This is a genomic window from Azospirillum oryzae (assembly GCF_900177515.1).
Taxonomy (GTDB): Bacteria; Pseudomonadota; Alphaproteobacteria; order Azospirillales; family Azospirillaceae; genus Azospirillum; species Azospirillum oryzae_A.
The window spans coordinates 493,464-512,612 of sequence record NZ_FXAK01000002.1 but is presented as its reverse complement, the minus strand read 5'-3'; the positions used below and the strand labels follow the sequence as shown (position 1 = coordinate 512,612).

Annotated in this window: 16 protein-coding genes; 9 read left to right on the top strand and 7 right to left on the bottom strand. The window is 67.7% G+C overall.

The window, feature by feature from the left end; translation table 11 throughout:
• Positions 1-6: 6 nt before the first annotated feature.
• The 3 genes from B9N97_RS05415 to B9N97_RS05405 form a co-directional block, all read right to left on the bottom strand.
• Positions 7-513 carry a hypothetical protein gene (locus B9N97_RS05415; RefSeq protein WP_085084108.1) on the bottom strand — a complete coding sequence of 169 codons (507 nt, stop codon included), beginning with the start codon at positions 511-513 and terminating at the stop codon, positions 7-9.
• Positions 514-770: 257 nt separating this feature from the next.
• Positions 771-1,340: a TetR/AcrR family transcriptional regulator gene (locus B9N97_RS05410; RefSeq protein WP_085084106.1), complete on the bottom strand. Its 570-nt coding sequence runs from the start codon at positions 1,338-1,340 to the stop codon at positions 771-773.
• 71 nt (positions 1,341-1,411) lie between these two features.
• Positions 1,412-3,163, bottom strand: a complete 1,752-nt coding sequence (locus tag B9N97_RS05405) for an AMP-binding protein (protein WP_244560563.1) — start codon at positions 3,161-3,163, stop codon at positions 1,412-1,414.
• Positions 3,164-3,362: 199 nt separating this feature from the next.
• On the opposite strand from B9N97_RS05405, the gene B9N97_RS05400 reads away from it, so the two are divergent.
• From B9N97_RS05400 to B9N97_RS05370, 7 genes are all read left to right on the top strand, one after another.
• Complete coding sequence (locus tag B9N97_RS05400; RefSeq protein ID WP_244560562.1) at positions 3,363-4,271, top strand: ABC transporter ATP-binding protein; 909 nt, start codon at positions 3,363-3,365, stop codon at positions 4,269-4,271.
• Positions 4,271-6,214, top strand: coding sequence for a long-chain fatty acid--CoA ligase (locus tag B9N97_RS05395; protein WP_085084104.1), 1,944 nt, complete (start codon positions 4,271-4,273; stop codon positions 6,212-6,214). The genes B9N97_RS05400 and B9N97_RS05395 overlap by 1 nt, the downstream gene beginning before the upstream one ends.
• A gap of 189 nt (positions 6,215-6,403) precedes the next feature.
• On the top strand, positions 6,404-7,291 hold the full coding sequence (locus tag B9N97_RS05390; RefSeq protein WP_085084102.1) for a branched-chain amino acid ABC transporter permease: 888 nt from the start codon (positions 6,404-6,406) through the stop codon (positions 7,289-7,291).
• 7 nt (positions 7,292-7,298) lie between these two features.
• Positions 7,299-8,372, top strand: coding sequence for a branched-chain amino acid ABC transporter permease (locus B9N97_RS05385; protein ID WP_014187950.1), 1,074 nt, complete (start codon positions 7,299-7,301; stop codon positions 8,370-8,372).
• Positions 8,373-8,425: 53 nt separating this feature from the next.
• Entirely contained in the window at positions 8,426-9,706 is a 1,281-nt protein-coding gene (locus B9N97_RS05380) for an ABC transporter substrate-binding protein (RefSeq protein WP_085084100.1), read from the top strand.
• A gap of 147 nt (positions 9,707-9,853) precedes the next feature.
• Positions 9,854-10,636 carry an ABC transporter ATP-binding protein gene (locus B9N97_RS05375; protein ID WP_208621169.1) on the top strand — a complete coding sequence of 261 codons (783 nt, stop codon included), beginning with the start codon at positions 9,854-9,856 and terminating at the stop codon, positions 10,634-10,636.
• A 53-nt stretch (positions 10,637-10,689) separates the two neighbouring features.
• Positions 10,690-11,919 (top strand): phenylacetate--CoA ligase family protein, encoded by a 1,230-nt coding sequence (locus tag B9N97_RS05370; protein WP_085084096.1) that lies wholly within the window; start codon positions 10,690-10,692, stop codon positions 11,917-11,919.
• A gap of 72 nt (positions 11,920-11,991) precedes the next feature.
• On the opposite strand, the gene B9N97_RS05365 is transcribed toward B9N97_RS05370, so the two are convergent.
• From B9N97_RS05365 to B9N97_RS05350, 4 genes are all read right to left on the bottom strand, one after another.
• Positions 11,992-12,615, bottom strand: a complete 624-nt coding sequence (locus B9N97_RS05365; protein WP_085084094.1) for a glutathione S-transferase family protein — start codon at positions 12,613-12,615, stop codon at positions 11,992-11,994.
• 117 nt (positions 12,616-12,732) lie between these two features.
• The gene (locus tag B9N97_RS05360) at positions 12,733-14,022 is read right to left on the bottom strand and encodes an NAD(P)/FAD-dependent oxidoreductase (RefSeq protein WP_085084092.1); all 1,290 of its coding nucleotides are present in this window, start codon (positions 14,020-14,022) and stop codon (positions 12,733-12,735) included.
• A 96-nt stretch (positions 14,023-14,118) separates the two neighbouring features.
• A complete protein-coding gene (locus B9N97_RS05355) occupies positions 14,119-14,322 on the bottom strand; it encodes a YgaP family membrane protein (RefSeq protein ID WP_085084090.1) in 204 nt (67 codons plus the stop codon).
• Positions 14,319-14,666, bottom strand: coding sequence for an ArsR/SmtB family transcription factor (locus B9N97_RS05350; RefSeq protein WP_085084089.1), 348 nt, complete (start codon positions 14,664-14,666; stop codon positions 14,319-14,321). The genes B9N97_RS05355 and B9N97_RS05350 overlap by 4 nt, the downstream gene beginning before the upstream one ends.
• An 86-nt stretch (positions 14,667-14,752) precedes the next feature.
• Between B9N97_RS05350 and B9N97_RS05345 the strand changes: the two genes are divergently transcribed.
• Positions 14,753-15,808 carry an efflux RND transporter periplasmic adaptor subunit gene (locus B9N97_RS05345; protein WP_085084087.1) on the top strand — a complete coding sequence of 352 codons (1,056 nt, stop codon included), beginning with the start codon at positions 14,753-14,755 and terminating at the stop codon, positions 15,806-15,808.
• Positions 15,808-19,086 carry an efflux RND transporter permease subunit gene (locus tag B9N97_RS05340; RefSeq protein WP_085084085.1) on the top strand — a complete coding sequence of 1,093 codons (3,279 nt, stop codon included), beginning with the start codon at positions 15,808-15,810 and terminating at the stop codon, positions 19,084-19,086. The genes B9N97_RS05345 and B9N97_RS05340 overlap by 1 nt, the downstream gene beginning before the upstream one ends.
• Positions 19,087-19,149: the final 63 nt, after the last annotated feature.

Here is a 19,149-nt window from a genome sequence, read left to right as displayed (position 1 = left end):
CGGGACTCACCCGTTCCGTGCCAGCAGGGCTTCGTAACGTCGGACGGTTTCGCGCATCTCCTCCAGCAGTTGACGCTGCTCGTCGGCCGCCGCGCGCGCCCGTTCGGCTTCGATCCGCGCCTGCTCGGCATAAGCCCGGGCCTGCTCGGCCGAAAAGCGGGCCTCCTCATGGTGCCGGCGCGCCCGCTCTTCGGCTTGGCGGCTCTCCTCCGCCGAGCGCCTGTCCACTTCCTCGGCCCGGCGATGATTTTCGTCATCGATCCGCCAGTCTTCGGCTTCCCGCCGTTGGGTCTCGCCGGTAATCCGTCCCTCCTCGGCCATCAGGCGGGCGTCTTCCGCCTCCATGTGGCGTTCGAACATCGCGTTGCGCTGTTCTTCGGCCTCCTCGCGCCGCCGCTCGGCGGCGTCGCGGGCCTCTTCCGCCCTGGTGCGGCGTTCCTCGCCGTGCCGCCAGTCTTCGGCATCGGCGCGCCGGTCTTCGGTATGATCCTCGGGGAGGTTTGTCTGGGGCATGGCGCTTCCCCTTCTTCAGGCGGTGAATGGCGTTCAAGGTTCTGCAGGCGCGCGTCCGTCCGGTCCGGAAGGCGCCGCCTCCGTTCCGGCATGTCCTGGACCGTCGCCTGCAATGCCTCGGTGCGATCCAGGGTTTCCATTCCACCGCCAATGCGCCCTTCTGACAATCTCCCTCAACAGCATAGTCGCGGGGCAGGGCCGGAGGCCGCCGCATGGCGCCGGACGCGTGTCTCGGGCATCTTACCCAGGCGTTTATCTCAGGCGTCTTCCTGGGCGGCCGGCACCAGCACGTCGGCGCAGATCGCCCGCACCACCTCGGCGCGGTCGGCGGCGGCGCCGGGGGCGAGAAGGCCTTGGCCGAAGGCGAAGGCGTAGAACAGGTAGGCGCGGGCGAAGGCCTGGTCGGGGGGCAGGCCGAGCGCCACGAACAGGCCGGCGACGCTGTGCAGGCGCTCGCGGTCGACCTCGGCGATCACGCTTTCCGCCTCGGGCGCGCGGCGGGCCCAGTCGCGCACCGCCAGCTCGATCGCCATGCCGCGCGGCTTGCTGCCGCCATAGAGCGCCAGCAGGTCGCGCAGCTGCTGCGCCGGCTCGCGGCCGTCCAGCCGGGTCTGTTCCTTGATGGCGGCGATGCGGCCCGTCTTCCAGCTGTCGAGCAGGGCGTTCATCAGGTCGGTGCGGTCGCGGAAATGCCAGTAGAAGCTGCCCTTGGTCACCTTCAGGGCCTTGGCCAGCAACTCCACCCGGACCTTGTCGACGCCGCCTTCGGCCAGTGCCGCGAAGGCGGCGGCCAGCCAGGATTCGCGGTTCTTCGTCTTGGATTCCATACCCGTCCTTCGCGCTTTTCCGGCTGCCGCATCCTCGGAGGCGATCTATACCCGAAAAGCAGGGCCGCTGCCTATTCGCCCTGCTGCATCTGGATCGCGTCGGACGCCCGGCCGCGGTAATGGATGTTGCCGTCGGCGTCGAGGAAGGCGCGGTCGCCGGTCAGGTAATAGCGCCGGCCGTGGCGGAACCGCCGGGCGGTGCGTTCCGGATTGTTCGAATAGGATTCGAACCAGAACAGCGGGGAATGGTCGACGTCGATGGCGATCTCGCCGGCGCCGCCCACCGGCGCCTCCCGCCCGTCGGGATCGAGGATGACGACGCGGAAGCCCGGCATCGGCCGGCCGAGCGAACCGCTGGGCGGCTGGACCGCGTCGCCGTCCTCCGGCGCGTCGGACTCGTAACGGCCGATCCCGTCGGGGTCGTAACGGTTCACGATGAAGATGCCGGTCTCGCGCTGGCCATACTGGTCGAGCAGAGGGACCTTCACCGTGCGATTGGCCCAGGCGATCAGGTCGGGCGGCAGCGGCTCGCCCACCACCGACAGGATGCGCAGGGCGAACTGGTGCGACACGCCGGGATCGGCGCCGTGCCACGCCCGGATCTGCGACGGCGCCGCGGTCAGGTTGGTGACGCCGAACTTGGTCAGCATACGGTAGCCCTGCCGCACGTCGTAGGGGCCGTCGCAGAAGATCGTCGTCCGCCCCAGCAGCAGCGGCCCGACCAGACCGTAATAGGCGCCATAGGCCCAGCCGGGATCGGCCATGTTCCAGTAGATGTCGTCGTCGCGCAGGTCGAGGCCGATGCGCATATACTGCTCGATCCCCGACAGCGCCTTGACCGGCAGGGACACGCCGAGCGGCGTCGGTTCCGATTCCGAGGTGTAGATCAGGGCGAAGGCGTCGCCCTCGCGGTAGCGCGCCACCTCGGCCAGCGGGGCGGCCTCGTGCAGCGACGACCAGAAGGGCACGGCGTCGGGACCGAAGGCCTCGTCGCCCTCCACCGTCACCACCGGGCGGGTGTTGTCGCGCGGCACCTTGCGGCGGAGGAAGCCGTTGGTGACGATGGCGCGCGCCTCGCTGTCGGCCAGCCGGTAGGCGACCGCCGAGGCGGTGTAGGTGGTGAACAGCGGCATATAGACGCCGCCCAGCCGCCAGATCGCCAGCGCGGTGATCAGCAGCTCCGGCCCCTTGGGCAGCAGCACCGCCACCCGGTCGCCCGCGCCGACCCCCATGCCGGCCAGCACGGCGGCGAAGCGCGCCGAATCGCGAGCTAGCCGGGCGAAGCTCAGCTCCGTCGTCTGGCCGGCCACGCTCTCATGCAGCAACGCCGCCCGCGCGCCGTCGGCGGCGCGGACATGGCGGTCGCACAGCAGCGTCGCCAGCGCGATGGAGTCGCCGCGGTACTCCGGCCGCAGGAAGGCCGACGGCCGCACCATCAGGGCGGGCGGCGGAGGTGGTGCCGGCGAGGGTGGCGCTGCTTCCGGGGGCTGGGCGGAGGTTTGGGGCTGGGCGGCAGGGGGAGGCGCAGGCGGGCGGTGGCGCAGCGCCGCCAGATCGCCCAGCGCCACCAGATCGGGGCCGAGGTGATAGCGCTTGCTGCGGGCGTCCTGCTCCACCAGCCCGTCGCGCGCCAGCGCCATCAGCAGACGGTGTGCGGTCGCCTTCGACAACCCGACCCCGGTCATCAGGTCGGCCAGCCGCGCGCCGCCGGTCTCGGCGTCGGCGACCGCGCGCAGCAGGGCGATGGCGCGCTCCAGGCTCTGGGTGCCGCCCGCCGCATTCGGAGCGGCCGGAGAGGGGGCGATGTCGGCGGGGCTGTTCATGAGGTCCATCATATGGACCGTGCGGCCGCTTATCGCAACAAAAAACATGCAGTGGCGGAATGTCAGTGTTGAAAACAGAATGAGGCTCGGTATATAGTGCGGAAGTTGCTCATGAAACGGTCCACAATATGGACCCCGCCGGCCCCCAAGAGCCGGATCGTGACCCCGAGAAGCGGTACCAACAGCAACGGAGGAGGAAATGTCAGGCGCGCCCGTCGCACCACACCCCGGCCCTGGCCAAAATTCCCTTGGCCAAAATTCGCCCACCACCCAGGCGGAGACCATTTTCGAGGCTCGGGGCGTCAATCTGCGCTTCGGGGGCGTCCATGCGCTGACCGACGTCAGCTTCGGCATCCGCAGGGGCGAGCTGTTTTCGATCATCGGCCCGAACGGGGCCGGCAAGACCTCGATGGTCAACTGCATCTCCGGCCGTTACCGGCCGACCGACGGCAAGGTCTATTTCAAGGGCCGCGACGTGACGGGGCTGACCCCGAACCATCGCGCCTCGCTCGGCATCGGCCGCACCTTCCAGAATCTGGCGCTGTTCGGGCACATGACCGTGCTCGACAACATCATGGTCGGGCGCCACCACCTGCTGAAGAACAACTTCCTGACCGGGTCGCTCTATTGGCTGACCGGGGCCAGGAAGGAGGAGCTGGCCCACCGCCGCGAGGTGGAGGAGATCATCGATTTCCTCGAAATCCAGCATGTGCGCAAGGCGACCGCCGGCACGCTGTCCTACGGCCTGCGCAAGCGGGTGGAGTTGGCGCGCGCCATGGCGCTGAAGCCGGACCTGATCCTGCTGGACGAGCCGATGGCCGGCATGAACCTGGAAGAGAAGGAGGACATGGCCCGCTACATCGTCGACCTGAACGAGGAATTCGGCATGACCGTGGTCATGATCGAACACGACATGGGCGTGGTGATGGACATCTCGCACCGGGTGATGGTGCTGGAATTCGGCAAGAAGATCGCCGAGGGCAAGCCGGAGGAGGTCCTGGCCGATCCCCGCGTCCGCCGCGCCTATCTGGGCGAGGATGACGAGGAGGAGGCGCCGGTTGCCGCCGTGTCCGCCGCCGTTCCTCCGCCCCGGAAGGAGGTCGCGTGATGACGACCAACACGCTTCCCGATCTGGTGGCCAACGACACCCTGCCGAAGCTGCTGGCCCTGCATGCCCGCGAGCATGGCGGCGACATCGCCATGCGCGAGAAGGATTTCGGCATCTGGCGCACCTTCACCTGGAGCCAGGTCCATACCCGCGTCCGCGCCTTCGCACTGGGCATGACCAAGCTGGGCGTCGTGCCCGGCGAGGTCGTCGGGCTTCTCGGCGACAACCGCCCCGACTGGGTGATGGGCGAGATCGCCACCCACGCGGTGCGCGGCTACAGCCTGGGCATCTACCGCGACGCGCTGGACGAGGAGGTCGCGTACCTCATCACCTATGCCGACGTGAAGGTGGTGTTCGCCGAGGACGAGGAGCAGGTCGACAAGCTGCTGAACCTTGCCGAGCGGCTGCCGACGCTGCAGCACATCATCTATTCCGACCCGCGCGGCATGCGCAAATACGACGATCCGCGCCTGATGCCGGTCACCGATCTGGTGGCCATGGGCGAGGAGCTGCACGCGCAGCAGCCGGACCTCTACGACCGCATGGTCGCCGCGACGAAGGGGGAGGAGGTCGCCATCCTCTGCACCACCTCGGGCACCACGTCGAACCCGAAGATGGCGATGCTACCGGCCGGACGGCTGATCCGCCATGTCGCCAGCTATCTGTCGGCCGATCCCAAGGGGCCGGAGGACGAGTATGTCTCGGTCCTGCCGCTGTCCTGGATCATGGAGCAGGTCTATGCCGTCGGCATGGGCATGGTGTCGCGGATGCGCGTGAACTTCGTCGAGGAAGCCGAGACGATGATGCACGACTTCCGCGAGATCGGGCCGAGCTTCGTGCTGTTCGCCCCGCGCCTGTGGGAGCAGATCGCCGCCGACGTGCGCGCCCGCATGATGGACGCCTCGCCCTTCAAGCAGAAGATGTTCGAACTCGGCATGAAGCTGGGGCTGGAGGCGCTGGCCAAGGGGCAGCGCTCGGCGATGGCCGATGCCATCCTGTTCAAGGCTCTGCGCGACCGGCTGGGTTTCACCAACCTGAAATCGGCGGCGACCGGCGGCGCGGCGCTCGGCCCCGACACCTTCAAGTTCTTCCAGGCGCTGGGCGTGCCGCTCCGCCAGATCTACGGCCAGACCGAGACGATGGGCGCCTACACCGTCCATCGCGGCACCGACGTGGATTTCGACACGGTCGGCGTGCCCTTCGACGGCGGCATCGAGGTGAAGGTGATCGACGCCGACCACAACGGCGTCGGCGAGATCGTCACCCGCCACCCCAACATGTTCGCCGGCTATTACCGGAACGAGAAGGCGACCGTCGCCGATATGCGCGACGGCTGGATGCACACCGGCGACGCCGGCTTCTTCGACAAGAAGGGGCATCTGGTCATCATCGACCGCATCAAGGACATCGCCACCACCGCCCAGGGCGACCGCTTCAGCCCGCAATACATCGAGAACAAGCTGAAGTTCTCGCCCTATGTCGCGGAGGCGGTGATCCTGGGCGACAAGCGCGAGTATCTGTCGGCGATCATCTGCATCCGCTTCCCCATCGTGTCGAAATGGGCGGAGAAGAACCGCATCGCCTTCACGACCTACTCGGACCTGTCGTCCAAGCAGGAGGTCTACGACCTGCTGCGGGCGGAGGTGGAGCGGGTGAACCAGACGCTTCCCGAATACCAGCGCATCTCCAAGTTCCTGCTGCTCTACAAGGAGCTGGACGCCGACGACGGCGAACTGACCCGCACCCGCAAGGTGCGCCGCGGCGTCATCGGCGAGAAGTACGGCACCATCATCGACAGCATCTATGCCGGCCAGCCGAAGATCGACGTGGACACCACGATTGCCTTCCAGGACGGCACCAAGCAGCGCATCCGCACGACGCTGACCGTCATCGATTTGGCTCCCGCCGCCGCCAAGGCGCCGCGGCAGCCGGTTGCGGCGTGAGGAGATTGCGATGCACACCGCCAATCACACCCTCTCCCGCCCCGGGAGAGGGAGGGGACCCGTGCGCAGCACGGGGAGGGTGAGGGGTCCGGCAAGAAACGGGCGCCCTGATCCTTGGATGACCCCTCACCCGACCGCTTCGCGGTCCCCCTCTCCCGGGGCGGGAGAGGGACAGAAAGAGGCCACGCCATGACCCTTCTGTTTCAGCTTCTCGTCAACGGCCTGATCGTCGGCGCGCTGTATGGCGTGGTCGCCATGTCCTTCGTGCTGATCTACAAGGCCAGCCGCATCGTCAACTTCGCGCAGGGCGAATTCCTGCTGATCGGCGCCTGGACCTGCTGGTGGCTGCTGACCAGCTGGCAGCTGCCCTTCTGGATCGGCTTCCCGATCACGCTGGTCTTCATGCTGGCCTTCGGCGTCATCCTGCAGATCGTCGTCCTGAGGCCGATGATCGGCGAGCCGATCATCTCCGTCATCATGGTGACGATCGGCCTGTCCATCGTCTTCCAGGCGGCGATGAAGTGGATGTTCGGCGTCTTCGCCAAGCCCTTCCCGCCGATCTTCGCCAGCCCCACCGTCAACCTGTTCGGGCTGGAGGTGCAGACCGTCTACGTCATGTCGCTGGTCATCTCGATCCTGATCATGGCGGCCTTCGGCTGGTTCTTCAAATACTCGCGGACCGGCCTCGCCATGCGGGCCACCGCCTTCGACCAGCAGGTGGCGCAGTCTCTCGGCATCTCGGTCCGCCACATGTTCGCGATGAGCTGGGCGATCTCCGCCATGGTGTCTGCGGTGGCCGGCGTGACGGTGGGCGTGGTCAACGGCGTGTCGTCGGCGCTGTCCTTCTTCGGCATCAAGGTGTTCCCGGCGGTGATCCTCGGCGGTCTCGACAGCGTCATCGGTGCTGTGGTCGGCGGCCTGATCGTCGGCGTGCTGGAGAACATGGCGCACTACCTGGACAGCCAGTGGCTGAACTGGGGCAACATGTACGAGATCGCGCCCTTCTACGTCCTGATCGCCATCCTGATGATCAAGCCATACGGCCTGTTCGGCACCAAAGACATCGAGCGCGTGTGAGGCCCCCATGGCGAACATCAGCATCATCCCGAGCGGCGATTTCAAGACGTCCTACGGGACCGACACCACCATCTTCCCGACGAAGACCAGCCGCAACTTCGCGATCCTGGGCGTGGTCCTGCTGCTGGCCTGCCCGGCCTTCATGGACCGCTACTGGCTCAGCCTGCTGATCCAGATCGGCTATCTCGGCATCGCGGCGCTGGGCCTGAACATCCTGGTCGGCTTCACCGGCCAGATCTCCATCGGCCATTCCGCCTTCTTCGGCTTCGGCGCCTTCGCCTCGGCCTGGCTGAACAACAGCCTGGGCGTCCCGGTGGCGCTGGCCATCCCGCTGGCGGGCGTGGTCACCACGCTGGTCGGGCTGCTGTTCGGCATGCCGGCGGCGCGGCTGAAGGGCCTGTATCTCGCCATCGCCACGCTGGCGGCGCAGTATATCCTGCAGGACTTCTTCGCCCGCGCCGACTGGTTCACCGGCGGCACCGCCGGCACCATCGCCGAGCCGCTGACCATCTTCGGCTTCGCCTTCGACACCGACGAGCGGTACTTCTACGTCGCCCTGGTGGCGCTGGTGGTGATGTACATCCTCGCCACCAACCTGATGCGGACCCGCGACGGCCGCGCCCTGGTGGCGGTGCGCGACCATTATCTCTCCGCCGAGATCATGGGCATCAACCTGACGAAGTACCGGACGATGTCCTTCGGCATCTCCGCCTTCTACGCCGGCATCGGCGGCGCGCTCTACGCCCATTACCTGCAGTTCGTGTCGGTCGAGGGCTTCACCATCCTCTTCTCGATCCAGTTCCTGGGCATGATCATCATCGGCGGTCTCGGCTCGATCATGGGCACGCTGATGGGCACCGCCTTCATGGTCTTCCTGCCCGAGGCGATGCAGGCCCTGACCAAGCTGGTCAGCGGCACCGCCATCGATACCGCGCTGAACCTGAAGGACAACATCGCCTTCCTGCGCGAGATGTCGATCGGCCTCGTCATCATCCTGTTCCTGGTGTTCGAGCCCGACGGGCTGGCCCACCGCTGGAAGCAGATCAAGGCCTATTGGAAGCTCTATCCCTTCTCGCACTGACGCGTACGCTTTTGCCGATCAACAAACAGAACAGAATGGGGAGTAAACGCACCATGTCGATCAAGACCGCGCTCTTCGCGACCTCTGCGCTCCTGCTGGCGACCTCCGCCACGGCTTACGCCGACATCCCGGTCGGCCATCTGGCGGACCAGTCCGGCGCCACCTCCGACGTCGGCGTGCCCTATGCGCAGGGCGTGTCGGACGCGCTGGCCTATATCAACGCCCATGGCGGCGTCAACGGCACCAAGCTGGCGGTGGACACCGTCGACTACGGCTATCAGGCGCCGCGCGCCATCAGCCAGTACAAGAAGTGGTCGTCGGGCAGCGACAAGATCGCGGCCCTGCAGGGCTGGGGCACCGCCGACACCGAGGCGCTGACCGGCTTCGTCGGCAAGGACGAGATCCCGGCCTATTCCGGTTCCTACTCCGGCCACCTGACCGACCCGACCGGCAAGGGCCCGCACGGCTCCAAGCCGGCGCCCTACAACTTCTTCTACGGTCCCTCATATTCCGACGCGCTGCGCGGCATGCTGATGTGGGCGGCGGAGGACTGGAAGAAGCAGGGCGGCCAGGGCAAGCCGAAATACGTCCACATGGGCGCCAACCACCCCTATCCCAACGCGCCCAAGGAAGCCGGCGAGCAGCTGGCCAAGGAGCTGGGATTCGAGGTGCTGCCGGCCGTGCAGTTCGCCCTGACCCCCGGCGACTACACCGCCCAGTGCCTGACGCTGAAGCAGTCCGGCGTCAACTACGCCTATCTCGGCAACACGGCCGGCTCCAACATCTCGGTGCTGAAGGCCTGCCAGACGGTCGGCGCCAAGGTGCAGTTCATGGGCAACGTCTGGGGCATGGATGAGAACGCCGCCAAGGCTGCCGGCGCGGCCGCCGACGGCGTGGTGTTCCCGATGCGCACCGCGGTGACCTGGAACGCCGAGGTGCCGGGCATGAAGACGCTGAAGGAGATTTCCAAGATGTCCGACGCGGCCGGCACCGCCTACCGTCCGGTGCATTACATGGCCGGCGTCTGCACCGCCTTCATCATGAAGGAGGCGATGGACTGGGCGTCGAAGAACGGCGGCGTCACCGGTCCGAACATCCGCAAGGCGATGTACCAGAAGAAGGACTGGGTCCCGGCCGGGCTTGAGGGCGTCTGCGTTCCGTCGACCTGGACCGAGAACGACCACCGCGGCATGACGGCGGTCAACATCTACCGCGCCAAGGTCGGCGGCGACACCGGCGCCAGCGTGGACGAGCTGGTCAAGGCCGGCACGATCAAGCTGGAGAAGCTGACCACCGTCGACGTCCCGCGCAAGCCGGAATGGCTGGGCTGGTAAGTCGACAAGTACCCGGCGCCTCCGCCCCGTTTCCGGCGGGGGCGCCCCCCTTCTTCCGAACAGTTCAGGTGCCGCATGCTGACCACCGCCACGGCCGCTTCGACCAACGCTCCAGTCGCACCGCCCGTCACGGCTGCGAAGCGGATGATGCTGTCCGTCAACAACATCGAGGTCGTCTACAACGACGTGATCCTCGTGCTCCGCGGCCTCAGCCTGGAGGTGCCGGAGGGTGAGATCGTGGCCCTGCTGGGCGCCAACGGCGCCGGCAAATCGACGACGCTGAAGGCGATCTCCGGCCTGCTGAAGACCGAGGACGGCGAGGTCACCCGCGGCGACATCACCTTCAACGGCGAGCGCATCAACGGCATCGACCCCGACCAGATCGTCCGCAAGGGCATCTTCCAGGTGATGGAGGGCCGGCGCATCATCGCCGACATGACCTGCCTGGAGAACCTGCGGCTCGGCGCGTACACCCGCCGCGACAGCGGGGTGAAGGACGACCTGGACATGGTCTTCAGCTATTTCCCCCGGCTGAAGGAACGCACCGGCCTTGCCGGCTACCTGTCCGGCGGCGAGCAGCAGATGCTGGCGATCGGCCGCGCGATGATGGCCCGGCCGAAGCTGATCCTGATGGACGAGCCCAGCATGGGGCTGTCGCCGCTGATGGTGAAGGAGGTGTTCAGCATCGTCCAGCAGATCAACAAGGACCTTGGCGTCACCATCCTGCTGGTGGAGCAGAACGCCCGCATGGCGCTGCAGGCAGCATCCCGCGGCTACATCATGGAGAACGGCAAGGTCGTGCTGGACGGCACCGCCGAAGAGCTGCGCAACAACGAGGACGTGAAGGAATTCTACCTCGGCGGCGGCAACGAGGAGCGCAAGAGCTTCAAGAACTTGAAGAGCTTCAAGCGGCGCAAGCGCTGGATTTGAGGGCGGCAACTCTCCCGTGTCACCTCGGCCGACCCCTGAACGGACGAACGACCATGACCGATTTCTACGACGACCTCGAAACCCGTTCCTCCGACCGGCGCGAGGCCGAGCAGTTCGCGGCGCTGCCCGCCCATCTGCACCATGCCAAGGACGCGGCGCCCTATTTCCGCGCGCTGCTGGCCGACATCGACCCGGCGTCGATCCACGACCGGAACGCGCTGGCCACCCTGCCGGTGACGCGGAAGTCGGACCTGATTGCGCTGCAGCAGGCGAACCCGCCCTTCGGCGGTCTGGCGGCGGTGGAGATCGGCCGGCTGGCCCGCGTCTTCGCCTCCCCCGGCCCAATCCACGATCCGGAGCCGCATGGCGTCGATCCCTGGCGCAGCGCCCGCGCGCTGTTCGCCGCCGGTTTCCGCGCCGGCGACCTCGCCCACAATTGTTTCGCTTATCACCTGACACCCGCCGGCTCGATGTTCGAGACCGGGGCGCACGCCGTCGGCTGCGCCGTCATTCCCGCCGGCACCGGCAACACCGAGATGCAGGCCCAGGTCGTCGCCAGCCTGAAGCCGCGCGGCTATATCGGCACGCCCGACTTCCTGAAGATCATCCTGGAGAAGGGCGACGCGCTGGGCTTGGACGTGTCGTCGATCCGCATCGCCAGCGTGTCGGGCGGTCCCTACCTGCCCGACGCCCGCGCCTTCTACGAGGCGCGCGGGCTGGAGGTCTACCAGTGCTACGGAACCGCGGATCTCGGCATCGTCGCCTATGAGACCGAGGCGCGGTCGGGGCTGGTGGTGAACGAGGGCTGCATCGTCGAGATCGTCCGCCCCGGCACCGGCGACCCGGTTCCCGACGGCGAGGTCGGCGAGGTGGTGGTGACCATCTTCAATCCGGCCTATCCGCTGATCCGCTTCGCCACCGGCGACCTGTCGGCGGTGCTGCCGGGGACCAGCCCCTGCGGCCGGACCAACATGCGGCTGAAGGGCTGGATGGGCCGCGCCGACCAGACCACCAAGGTCAAGGGCATGTTCGTCCACCCGTCCCAGGTGGCGGAGGTGCTGCGCCGCCATCCGCAGATCGGCCGCGCCCGTCTGGTGGTGGGGCGGCAGGATGCCAGCGATACGATGACGCTGCGCTGCGAGGCGGAGGAGAGCGGAGAGGCGCTGTCCGCCGCCATCCGCGAGACGCTGGCGTCGGTGACCAAGCTGAAGGGCGCGGTGGAGTTCGTGGCGCCGGGGAGCTTGGCGAACGACGGCAAGGTGATCGACGATATGCGGAGTTAGACCCCCACCTATCCTCCCCCGCCCAGCGGGGGAGGGTTAGGGTGGGGGTCTAACTCCGCTAGAATACGACCCTCAGCACTCCGCATCCGCCGACGGCATCAGCTCGTATTGCGGCTTGTAGCCCGGCTGGGCACGGATGCGGTCGGCCCAGGCCTGGACGTTGGGGTAGTCCTTGGCGTCGATCCCCGATTCGTTCAGCAGGTCGATCCAGGGGAAGGCGAAGATGTCGGCGATGGTCAGACGTTCGCCCTCGATGAAGCTGCGGCCGGCCAGATGCTGGTCGAACAGCTTCAGGCCGCTGGCAGCCGAAGCATCGATCCAGGGCAGGGCGTTGGCGTCGCCGTTGAACTTGCGCACCGCGCGGGCGCGCTGGACCGGCAGCAGCACGTCGGCCAGCCAGCTCAGCCATTCGGCGAGGCGGATCTTTTCGAGATCGTCACGGCCGCCGAACTGGCCGGTCTGCTCGGCCAGATAGGTCAGGATCACGCTGGATTCGGAAATCGAGCGGTCGCCATGCACCAATGTCGGCACCCGGCCGAAGCGGTTGATCGCCTGATACTCGGGCGACTTCTGCTGGCCGTTGCGCAGGTCGATATGGCGGTACTGGAAGGGAATGCCACCCAGGCGGAAGAACAGCCCGATGCGGGTCGCGGGCTGGGAATTCACGTTGCCGTAGAGGATGAAGGGCGCGGTCACTTTGCTCTGTCTCCCTGGATTGCGGACACCGGATCGACCGGTGTCCGGCATTGCAGGGAGCATGGCCTCAACCGGCCCGGCCGCGCCAGCGGAAACCGCGCCCACCTCCTCGCAGCCTCAAACCTCGCCGGTCGCCGGCTCCTGCACCCGCTTCACGCCCAGCAGCTTCAGCACATAGCGTTCGTACACCGGTTCGCTGATGCCCTTGCGGACCTTGCGCAGGAAATATCGCTCGAACCCGATCTTGGCGAAATGGACCCAGCGCCCGTGCGACGACCAGTTGACGTTGCGCGGCGGAATCTGCGGCATGGCGACGAAGGCGACGCCGCTGTCGCCGAAATCGGCGAGGCACAGCGCGCTCCAGGTCGCTTCCTCCACCGGCTCCTTGCCGTCGAGCAGGGAGCGGATGTTGCGCGCGGCGGCGGTGACCATCGTTTCGATCATATAGCCGGTCTTCGGCACGCCGACCGGCACCGGCGTCTTTTCCACCGGCGGGATGGCGATGCAGACGCCGACGCCGAAGACGTTGCGGTGGGTCGGGTTGCGCTGGTGCTTGTCGGCCAGGACGAAGCCGCGCGGGTTGACCAGCCCGTCGGCGCCGCGCAGGGCGGCGATGCCGCGGAAGGCCGGCAGCATCATGGTCAAACGGCTTTCGACCACATGCGTTGCCTTCTCCCGGCCTGCCTCGTCCATTTCCGTGACATGCACGGCGTCGGGGGTGAAGCGGTCGGTGCGGGCGTTGACGATCCACTTGATGTGACGCTCGCGCAGCGCCGATTCCAGCAGCCCCTTGGTGTCGCCGACGCCGCCCAGCCCGAGATGGCCGACATAGGGTTCCGAACTGATGAAGGTGATGGGGACCTTGTGGCGGATCTTCCGGCGGCGCAGGTCGGCGTCGGCGATCATCGCGAACTCGTAGGCCGGGCCGAAGCAGGAGGCGCCCTGCACAGCGCCGATCACCAGCGGGCCGGGGTCGCGGCAGAAGGCCTCCCACCGCTCGGCCGCCTCCACCGCATGGTCGACATGGCAGATGGAGATGGTGTTGGCCTGCGGACCGAAGCCCTCGATCTCGTCGAAGGCAAGCTCGGGACCGGTGGCGATCACCAGCTGGTCGTAGTCGAGGCTGGTGCCGTCGTTCAGTTCCAGCCGGTTCTCCTCCGGCCGCACCTGGCGGCAGCCGACGGGGGTGAAGGCGATGCCCTTGCGGGCGAAGGGCTCGGCAAGCGGGACGGTGATGTCCTCCCGCTTGCGCCAGCCGACCGCCACCCAGGGGTTGGACGGCACGAACTGGAAGCTGTCGCTGTTCGACACGACGGTGATCCGGTCCTCCGGCCGTGCCAGTTCCTTCATCTCGTAGGCCATCGGGATTCCCCCGATGCCCGCGCCGAGAACGACGATATGCGCCATTGCTGTTTCCTCTCCTAAGGCAGGCCTTCTTCTCGGTCATCTCGACGGATCGACCGGCGGGCCTTGCATTTGTGGAAGATGTGCGCCGCCGCCCCGTCAGGAGAAGGCGACGCCGGAGCGCGCGCCCAGCCGCTTCAGGATCATCGCCAGCGGGCAGAAGCGGGTGAAGGACGCCTGCAGCAGGTTGGCGCCGACGAAGGCGGTCAGCCACAGCCACTGCGGGCTGTGCAACTGCGACAGCACCAGACTGACCAGGATCATGGTCCCGGCGAAGGCCATCACGATACGATCGATGCTCATGTCCGTGTCTCCGGTGGGGAGGGAGGGGGTGTCGAGGAATGGTCCGGCGGCGGTCCGTCGCAATAGAGGCCCGACAGCACGCCGATCACCGCGGCGGCCTCGGCACTGGCCAGCGCGTAGACGATCGAGTGTCCGTCGCGCCGGGTGCGGACGAGGCCGTCGGCGCGCAGCCGGGCCAGATGCTGCGACAGGGCCGACTGGCTGAGCCCGATGGCGGCCACGAGCGCGCCGACGCACATCTCCCCGTGCGCCAGATGGCAGAGGATGGAAAGGCGCCGTTCGTTGGCGATCGCCTTCAGCAGGCGCGCCGCGGAGCGGATATGGCGGCCATCCGAATCATTCATTGACACTAAATTAGAGTATTCTAAATTAAAGGTCAACAGGCGTCCGCCGCACCTATCCGTTCGTTCCTGCCGTCCGAGGTGGCCCCATGTCCCGTCGATCCTTTCCAGCCCGTCTGGCCGCCCCACTCGCCCTGGCCCTGCTGTCCGTGGCGTTTCCATCGGCGTCACGTGCCCAGCAGCCGGCCGGCATCACCATCCAGCCCCGCCCGGTGGAGGATCTGAAGGCCGTCTTCGCCACGGTGGAAAGCGTTCACGAGACGTTGGCCCGCACCCGCATCGGCGGCACCATCGCCGAGCTGAAGGTGAAGGAGGGGGACAAGGTCACCACCGGACAGCTGATCGCCACCGTCCGCGATCCGAAGCTGCCCCTGCAGATCGCCTCGCTGGACGCCCGCATCCAGGCTTTGCAGGCGCAGCAGCATCAGGCCGAGCTGGAGCTGGACCGGGCGCGGCGCCTGCGCGCCAGCGGGACGGGCACGCAGCAGCGGCTGGACGACGCGCAGTCGGCGGTGGACGTCGCCCGCGCCCAGATCGCCGCCATGAAGGCGGAGCGCTCGGTGGTCGAGCAGCAGCTGCGCGAGGGGGAGGTGCTGGCGCCCGCCAACGGCCGCATCCTGCAGGTCAAGGCGATCGACGGCGCGGTGGTGGTGCCCGGCGAGACGGTGGCGAGCATCGCCACCGAGACCTACGTGCTGCGCCTGCACCTGCCGGAGCGCCATGCCCGCTTCATGCATGAGGGCGACCCGGTGCTGGTCGGCAACCGCGGGCTGGCGCCGGCCTCGCCACAGGCTACTGCCCCGGCCGCCGATGCGGCGTTGAAGCGCGGCACGGTGCGGCAGGTCTATCCGGAGCTGTCGGGCGGGCAGGTGGTCGCCGACGCGACGGTCAGCGGATTGGGCGATTTCTTCGTCGGCGAACGGGTGCGCGTCTATGTGGCGACCGGCACGCGGCAGGCCATCGTGGTGCCGCCGGACTGGATCGTCCGCCGCTTCGGCACCGATTTCCTGCGGCTGGCCGACGGCAGCGAAACGCCGGTCCAGGTCGGCGGGCCGATCCCCGCGCTGGACGGCCGGCCCGGCGGGATCGAGGTGCTGTCGGGATTGAAGCCGGGCGACGTGATCGTCCGGCCGGAGGGCGTGTGATGAAGCTCGGCATTTCCGGGGTGCTGACGCGGACCTTCATCCGCTCGCCCCTGACACCTTTGCTGCTGCTGGCCTCGCTGGTGGTCGGCGCCGTCGCGCTGATGTCGCTGCCGCGCGAGGAGGAACCGCAGATCAGCGTGCCGATGGTCGACATCCTGGTCCGCGCCGACGGGCTGAAGGCGGACGACGCGGTCGAGCTGGTGACCAAGCCGCTGGAGGAGATCGTCAAGGGCATCGACGGGGTCGAGCACACCTACAGCCAGACCATGGACGACCGGGTGGTGGTGACCGCCCGTTTCCTGGTCGGCACCTCGTCCGACGACGCCATCCTGCGCGTGCACGAGAAGGTGCGCGCCAACATGAACCGCATCCCGCTTGGTATTCCCGAGCCGCTGATCGTCGGGCGCGGCATCAACGACGTGGCGATCCTGACCTTGACGCTGTCGCCCAAGCCGGAGGAGGCGGGGCGCTGGACCGACACCGCGCTGCACGGCGTCGCCGACGAGCTGCTGGCCCAGCTGGTCCAGGTCGAGGATGTCGGCAAGAGCTATCTCGTCGGCGGGCGGCCCGACCAGATCCGGGTGGAACCCGACCCGGAAAGGCTGGCGCTCTATGGGGTGACGCTGAACCAGCTGGTCGACAAGGTGAAGAACGCCAACCGGTCCTTCATCGTCGGATCGGTGCGGGCCCAGGGCGGCAGCCTGCCGGTGGTGGCGGGCCAGACCCTGCAGGGGACGGCGGACATCGGCCTGCTGCTGGTCACCACCCGTGACGGACGCCCGGTCTATGTCAAGGATGTGGCCGACATCGTCGTCGGCTCGCGGACGGACGAGAGCATGGCCTGGACGATGACGCCGGACGGCAAGGGCGGGCTGGTCCGCACGCCGGCCGTCACCCTCGCCATTGCCAAGCGGGCCGGCGCCAACGCCGTCACCATCGCCGAGCGGGTGCTGGAGCGCGTCCATGCCATCGAAAGGGAGTCGCTGCCGAAGGGCCTGACGCTGACCGTCACCCGCAACTACGGCGAGACCGCCAACGAGAAGGTGAACGAGCTGCTGTTCCATCTGGCGCTCGCCACCGTCACCATCGTCGCGCTGATCGTGCTGGCCATCGGCTGGCGCGAGGGCATCGTGACGCTGATCGTCATCCCGACCACCATCCTGCTGACCATGTTCGCGTCCTGGCTGATGGGCTATACCATCAACCGGGTCAGCCTGTTCGCCCTGATCTTCTCCATCGGCATCCTGGTGGACGACGCCATCGTCGTGGTCGAGAACATCGACCGCCATTGGGCGATGAAGGACGGCCGGTCCAAGGTGCAGGCCGCCATCGAGGCGGTGGCCGAGGTCGGCAACCCCACCATCATCGCCACCCTGACCGTCATCGCCGCGCTGCTGCCGATGATGTTCGTGTCCGGCCTGATGGGGCCGTACATGAGCCCGATCCCCGCCAACGCCTCCGCGGCGATGGTGTTCAGCTTCTTCGTCGCCATGGTGCTGACGCCCTGGCTGATGGTGAAGCTGCGCCCCGGCGAAACGCCGGCCGCCGGGCATGGCGGCGGCGGTCACGGCGAAGGTCATGACGGCGGCGGCAGGCTGGGGCGGATGTATCTGGCGGTGGCACGGCCGCTGATCCGCAGCAAGCGGCGGGCCTGGACCTTCCTGCTGGTGGTCGGCGTGGCGACGCTGGCCTCGACCGCGCTGTTCTACACCAAGGACGTGGCGGTGAAGCTGCTGCCCTTCGACAACAAGTCGGAACTGCAGGTCGTCGTCGACCTGCCGCACGGCGCCTCGCCGGAGGAGACCGAGCGGGTGCTGTTGGATGCGGCGCGGGCGATCGCCGACCTGCCGGAGCTGGAAAGCGTCCAGGCCTACAGCGGCACCGCATCTCCCTTCAACTTCAACGGTCTGGTCCGGCATTATTACCTGCGCGACCAGCCGGAGCAGGGCGACCTGCAGGTCAACCTCGCGCCGAAGGGCGAGCGCAGCCGCAGCAGCCACGAGATCGCGCTCGACGTCCGCGCCCGGCTGAAGGCGCTGGCGGTGCCGGACGGCACGACGGTCAAGGTGGTCGAGGTGCCGCCCGGCCCGCCGGTGCTCTCCACCCTGCTGGTCGAGGTCTATGGCCCGGATGCGGCGACGCGGCAGAAGGCGGCGCACATCGTCGAGGACGCCTTCCGCAGCGTCGACTTCATCGTCGACGTCGACAACACCGTCCGTCCGCCGGGCGAGCGGCTGCGCTTCGCGCTCGACCATGAAAGCCTGGAGTTCCACGGCGTCGAGGAACAGGCGGTCTACGACACCTTGCAGGCGCTGGTCGGCGGCGTGCCGGTCGGTTATTCCCACCGCGGCGCCGGACGCAATCCGATCGAGATCGCGGTGCAGCTGCCGAAATCCGGGCTGTTCCTGTCCGAACGCATCCTCGCCACGCCGGTGCCGGGTGCGCGTGGAACCGTGGAACTGGGCGACCTCGTCACCATGGCGCGGGAGCCGGCCTCCTACCCGCTGTTCCGCCGCAACGGCCGCTATGCCGAGATGGTGATGGCCGACCTCGCCGGCCGGTTCGAGGCGCCGATTTACGGCATGCTGGCGGTGCAGGACCGCCTGAAGGCGGTCGATTGGAAGGCCGCCGGTCTGGGGGCGGAGCCGGAAATCCTGCTGCACGGCCAGCCCGAGGACCAGAGCAAGCCGGCGCTGTTGTGGGAGGGCGAGTGGGAGATCACCTATGTCACCTTCCGCGACATGGGGGCGGCCTTCGGCGTGGCGATCCTCGGCATCTATCTGCTGGTGGTCGGCCAGTTCGGCAGTTTCAAGCTTCCGCTGGTGATCCTGGTGCCGGTGCCGCTGACGCTGATCGGCATCGTGCTCGGCCACTGGCTGTTCGGGGCGGCCTTCACCGCGACCTCGATGATCGGCTTCATCGCGCTGGCCGGCATCATCGTCCGCAACTCCATCCTGCTGGTGGACTTCGTCCGACACCTGCGCGAGCGCGGAATGAGCGTGCGCGAGGCGGTGCTGGAGGCGGGGGCGATCCGCTTCAAGCCGATCCTGCTGACGGCGGTCGCGGCGATGATCGGCGCGGCGTTCATCCTGACCGACCCGATCTTCCAGGGGCTGGCGATCTCGCTGCTGTTCGGGCTGCTCAGCTCGACGCTGCTGACCGTGCTGGTGATCCCGGCGATCTACGTCGTGCTGCGTGGCGACGCGCCCACCCTGCCGCCGCAGCGGGGGGCGAGGCAGCAAAAGGTGGCGGCGGCGGGGGAGTTGGTGGGGACGTGAGGGAGTCCCCTCTCCCCCCCGGGGAGAGGGTTAGGGTGAGGGGGGTGCGTTGCAGGATTTTCA

What these genes read in the sequence shown, in the direction of transcription:
- B9N97_RS05380 (WP_085084100.1), top strand. Translation starts at nt 8,426, where the DNA reads ATGTCGATCAAGACCGCGCTCTTCGCGACCTCTGCGCTCCTGCTGGCG.
- B9N97_RS05350 (WP_085084089.1), bottom strand. Translation starts at nt 14,666, where the DNA reads ATGAATGATTCGGATGGCCGCCATATCCGCTCCGCGGCGCGCCTGCTG.
- B9N97_RS05390 (WP_085084102.1), top strand. Translation starts at nt 6,404, where the DNA reads ATGACCCTTCTGTTTCAGCTTCTCGTCAACGGCCTGATCGTCGGCGCG.
- B9N97_RS05405 (WP_244560563.1), bottom strand. Translation starts at nt 3,163, where the DNA reads ATGAACAGCCCCGCCGACATCGCCCCCTCTCCGGCCGCTCCGAATGCG.
- B9N97_RS05400 (WP_244560562.1), top strand. Translation starts at nt 3,363, where the DNA reads ATGTCAGGCGCGCCCGTCGCACCACACCCCGGCCCTGGCCAAAATTCC.
- B9N97_RS05340 (WP_085084085.1), top strand. Translation starts at nt 15,808, where the DNA reads ATGAAGCTCGGCATTTCCGGGGTGCTGACGCGGACCTTCATCCGCTCG.
- B9N97_RS05410 (WP_085084106.1), bottom strand. Translation starts at nt 1,340, where the DNA reads ATGGAATCCAAGACGAAGAACCGCGAATCCTGGCTGGCCGCCGCCTTC.
- B9N97_RS05375 (WP_208621169.1), top strand. Translation starts at nt 9,854, where the DNA reads ATGCTGTCCGTCAACAACATCGAGGTCGTCTACAACGACGTGATCCTC.
- B9N97_RS05370 (WP_085084096.1), top strand. Translation starts at nt 10,690, where the DNA reads ATGACCGATTTCTACGACGACCTCGAAACCCGTTCCTCCGACCGGCGC.
- B9N97_RS05385 (WP_014187950.1), top strand. Translation starts at nt 7,299, where the DNA reads ATGGCGAACATCAGCATCATCCCGAGCGGCGATTTCAAGACGTCCTAC.
- B9N97_RS05395 (WP_085084104.1), top strand. Translation starts at nt 4,271, where the DNA reads ATGACGACCAACACGCTTCCCGATCTGGTGGCCAACGACACCCTGCCG.
- B9N97_RS05415 (WP_085084108.1), bottom strand. Translation starts at nt 513, where the DNA reads ATGCCCCAGACAAACCTCCCCGAGGATCATACCGAAGACCGGCGCGCC.
- B9N97_RS05355 (WP_085084090.1), bottom strand. Translation starts at nt 14,322, where the DNA reads ATGAGCATCGATCGTATCGTGATGGCCTTCGCCGGGACCATGATCCTG.
- B9N97_RS05345 (WP_085084087.1), top strand. Translation starts at nt 14,753, where the DNA reads ATGTCCCGTCGATCCTTTCCAGCCCGTCTGGCCGCCCCACTCGCCCTG.
- B9N97_RS05360 (WP_085084092.1), bottom strand. Translation starts at nt 14,022, where the DNA reads ATGGCGCATATCGTCGTTCTCGGCGCGGGCATCGGGGGAATCCCGATG.